Source organism: Desulfonatronospira sp. (assembly GCA_003563255.1).
Lineage (GTDB): Bacteria > Desulfobacterota > Desulfovibrionia > Desulfovibrionales > Desulfonatronovibrionaceae > Desulfonatronospira.
In genome coordinates this window covers 1-3,607 of sequence record PWSL01000437.1, presented here as the reverse complement: position 1 = coordinate 3,607, position 3,607 = coordinate 1, and the positions used below count along the sequence as shown (strand labels likewise).

At 54.1% G+C, this 3,607-nt stretch carries 4 protein-coding genes; 2 read left to right on the top strand and 2 right to left on the bottom strand.

Annotated features, from left to right (window positions below; genetic code table 11):
* The first annotated feature begins 210 nt into the window (after positions 1–210).
* Positions 211–606 carry an amphi-Trp domain-containing protein gene (locus QZP87_RS12770; RefSeq protein ID WP_291323307.1) on the top strand — a complete coding sequence of 132 codons (396 nt, stop codon included), beginning with the start codon at positions 211–213 and terminating at the stop codon, positions 604–606.
* A gap of 55 nt (positions 607–661) precedes the next feature.
* Entirely contained in the window at positions 662–859 is a 198-nt protein-coding gene (locus QZP87_RS12765) for a UXX-star (seleno)protein family 1 (protein ID WP_291323306.1), read from the top strand.
* A 10-nt stretch (positions 860–869) separates the two neighbouring features.
* On the opposite strand, the gene nadD is transcribed toward QZP87_RS12765, so the two are convergent.
* Together nadD and uvrB are read right to left on the bottom strand one after the other, a co-directional pair.
* The gene (nadD, locus tag QZP87_RS12760) at positions 870–1,577 is read right to left on the bottom strand and encodes a nicotinate (nicotinamide) nucleotide adenylyltransferase (RefSeq protein WP_291323305.1); all 708 of its coding nucleotides are present in this window, start codon (positions 1,575–1,577) and stop codon (positions 870–872) included.
* 4 nt (positions 1,578–1,581) lie between these two features.
* A complete protein-coding gene (gene uvrB / locus QZP87_RS12755) occupies positions 1,582–3,576 on the bottom strand; it encodes an excinuclease ABC subunit UvrB (RefSeq protein ID WP_291323308.1) in 1,995 nt (664 codons plus the stop codon).
* Between the last annotated feature and the right edge of the window lie 31 nt (positions 3,577–3,607).

The following is a 3,607-nucleotide window of genomic DNA, read 5'->3' as shown; positions in this document are numbered from 1 at the left end:
CCGGGGTGCCTGTCCCCATTAATATGCAAGCAGGGATTTTTTTTCTTTCTTTTTCTTGTTCCCAGGCTCCAGCCTGGGAACAAGAGGTGACCAGGAACGAAGAACCAGGAACCAGGAACCGATTTTTACGACCAACATGTTTGTTTGAAATTTGTGCTAAGCCCCTAAAGCTTTTTAAACATTGACATCAAATACAAACGGAGGTGAAAAATGAGCAAGAATGAACTCAAGTTCAAGGCGGTCCTGGAAAAAGACCAGATACTTGAACATCTGGAAAGTTTGATGCACGCCCTCAAGGAGGGACGTATCAACGTACAGCATGCAGACCAGACTTTAAGCCTTGCCCCGGCTGAAAACCTTAAGCTGGAACTCAAGGCTGAGGTCAAAGGAAATAAGGAAAAACTCGAGCTGGAAATCAGCTGGAGCGAAGAGATGGAAGCGACATCCCAGGCAGGAGAATTGAGCATATCCAGTACTGAGCCGGCAATGGAATCATTTTCTGAAAATCCCATGCAGGAACAGGACCCTTCCAGAAGACCCCCGGCCTCTTCCGGGCCGGCCATAGTGGCTGGAGAGGCAGACAGCCGGGAACAGGACAAAAGCTGAATCAACTCCCGGACAGGACCTTGTCCCGTCCGGGACCATACAAAAGGAAGACCCCATGAGACCCGTTATTTACGGAAAAAGTACCTGACCCTATACCAAAAAGGCCCGTGAGGCGTTCAAGGATCACGATTATGTGGATGTTGTGGAAAAACCGCAGGAACTGCAGAACATGCTGAAATTCTCGGGAGGCAAGCGCAAAGTTCCGGTTATTGTCCAGGGAGATAACGTCAGCATAGGCTATAACGGCTCCTGAGGCGTGTAGTCTACCGGCAGTATGCCGGTTTGCAGCCTCTTGACCCAGACTGATAGCCCTGCTCCCATACGCTCCGCACTTTCCCGGATGAACCTGCCAGAATATCCTTGACCGTGGCAGGCACCAGCCAGTCTATACTTTTCCGGGCCAGCCACCTGTCCCGGATCATGGATGAACTTATGTCCAGTCTGGGAATGCAGTAAAAGCTTATCCGCCTGCCGTTTTCCAGTAGCCAGCTGTTGCCTTCCTGAATGCTTGCTCCCAGAAATTCTTTAATAAAGGCATCGACTCGGGATTGACCGCCCTCCCTCCCGATTACCAGCAGGTTGCTCAGGCATGCTATATCCCGGCCATGATGCCACTTGGGCAGGGTGAACAGATCCGTGTCTCCCAGGATGAAATTAATCTCATGGCCGGGGTTGGCATGCATATAAGTCTTGAGGGTGTCCAAGGTATATGAAGGTCCAGGCCTTTCCCGCTCAATCAGGTTTACTTCCAGACCGCTGGTCTCCCATGTGCAGGACTGCAGCATGCTCACCCGCATTTCGAAAGGCAGAATCCCCTCAGGAGCCTTGTGTGGCGGGATGTATGTCGGGACCAGTTCCACCCGGTCCAGGCCGGCCTGTTCCAGCATCTCCAGACACAGCCGCAGATGACCAATATGAACAGGGTTGAAGCTGCCTCCCAGCAGGCCGACACGCGGTTTTTCATGTGACATAAGTCTAAACCATCAAAGCGTTTTTTAGGTCCTGGATACGGTCCCTGACCCTGGCCGCTTCCTCGAACTCCAGGTCCTGGGCCAGCTTGCGCATTTTTCGCTCCAGGTTCTTTATTTCCTTTTCCAGTTTCTGCGGATCAGCACCATACCTGGCGATCTCCTCGGCGGCCAGCCCCAGCTGTTCCGGCTCGGGCTGGTTATGCATCTCGTACAGAGTGTTGGGTCCGGCCTTGACAATGCTGGCCGGAACTATACCGTGTTCCAGGTTGAACTCCTTCTGCTTGCTGCGCCTGCGTTCGGTCTCGTCCATGGCCCGCTGCATGGAATCCGTGACCCTGTCCGCATACATTATCACCCTGGCATCCACGTTGCGCGCGGCCCGGCCGAAGGTCTGGATAAGGGATCTGGTGGAACGCAGGAAGCCCTCCTTGTCCGCATCCAGAATCGCCACCAGGGAGACCTCCGGGATGTCCAGACCTTCCCGCAGCAGGTTTATACCCACCAGAACATAAAACTCGCCGGCCCGCAAGGCCTGGATAATGGCCACCCGCTCCAGGGTGTCTATATCCGAATGCAGGTACCTGGTTTTGATCCCGCGTTCCTGCAGGTAATCCGTGAGGTCCTCGGCCATGCGCTTGGTCAGGGTGGTTACCAGCACCCTCTGGTCGTTTTCCTGTCGCTGCAGGCATTCATCCAGCAGGTCATCCATCTGCCCTCTGGTGGGACGCACCTCGAGTTCAGGATCCACCAGGCCGGTGGGCCTGATGATCTGCTCCGCCAGCACTCCCTGGGATCTGTCCATCTCCCAGGGGCCGGGAGTGGCGGAAACATATATGCTCTGCCCCATCCGCTCCTGAAATTCATCAAAACTCAGGGGCCTGTTGTCCAGGGCCGAAGGCAGCCTGAATCCGTAATCCACCAGGGTCTTTTTCCTGGACAGGTCTCCGTTGTACATGCCTCCGACCTGGGGAATGGTGATATGGGACTCGTCAATGAACAAAAGGTAGTCATCTGGAAAATAATCCAGAAGACAGGCCGGGGGCTGGCCCTGTCTGCGTCCGTCCAGGTGCCTGGAATAGTTTTCAATGCCGTTGCAGTAGCCCATCTCCTGGATCATCTCCAGGTCCAGCTGAGTCCTCTGTTCCAGTCTCTGAGCCTCCACCAGCATATTCTCTTCCTGAAACCAGTTCAGCCTGTGCCGTAGTTCCTCCCGGATGTCGTTCATGGCCCGCTGCAGGTTGTCCTGGTCGGATACGTAATGGCTGCCCGGATAAATTACCGTTTTCTTGAGCCTGGACTTGATCTCCCCGGTAAGGGGATCGGTTTCAAACAGGGATTCCACTGTGTCGCCGAAAAACTCGATGCGCAGGGCCTGTTCCATACGGTAGGCCGGGATAATTTCCAGCACGTCCCCGCGCACCCGGAAAGTACCCCGGTGAAAATCATAGTCGTTGCGCTCGTACTGCACCTCCACCAGTCTGGCCATGAGATCATCCATGTCCATGGTCTGCCCTTCTTCCAGGGGGATGATCATCTTGGAGTAGTATTCCGGGGAACCCAGGCCGTAGATGCAGGACACCGAGGCCACAATGAGCACGTCCCTGCGGGTGAGCAGGGCATGAGTGGCGGCGTGCCTGAGTTTGTCAATGTTGTCGTTTATAGAGGAATCTTTTTCGATATAGGTGTCTGTGCGGGGCAGATAGGCCTCGGGCTGGTAATAATCATAATAGCTGACAAAATACTCCACTGCGTTTTCCGGAAAAAGCAGCCGGAACTCGTTGTAAAGCTGGGCCGCCAGGGTCTTGTTGGGGGCCATGACCAGGGCCGGACGGTTGCTTCTGGCGATGACATTGGCCATGGTAAAAGTCTTGCCCGAACCGGTCACGCCAAGTAACACCTGATGATCCAAACCCTGACCCAGGTTCTGCACCAGTTGCTCAATGGCCTCAACCTGGTCCCCCTGTGGGGTATATTCAGAAACGAGATTAAACTTTGTCATGACTAAATGTAATGATTCCAGGATATTTAGT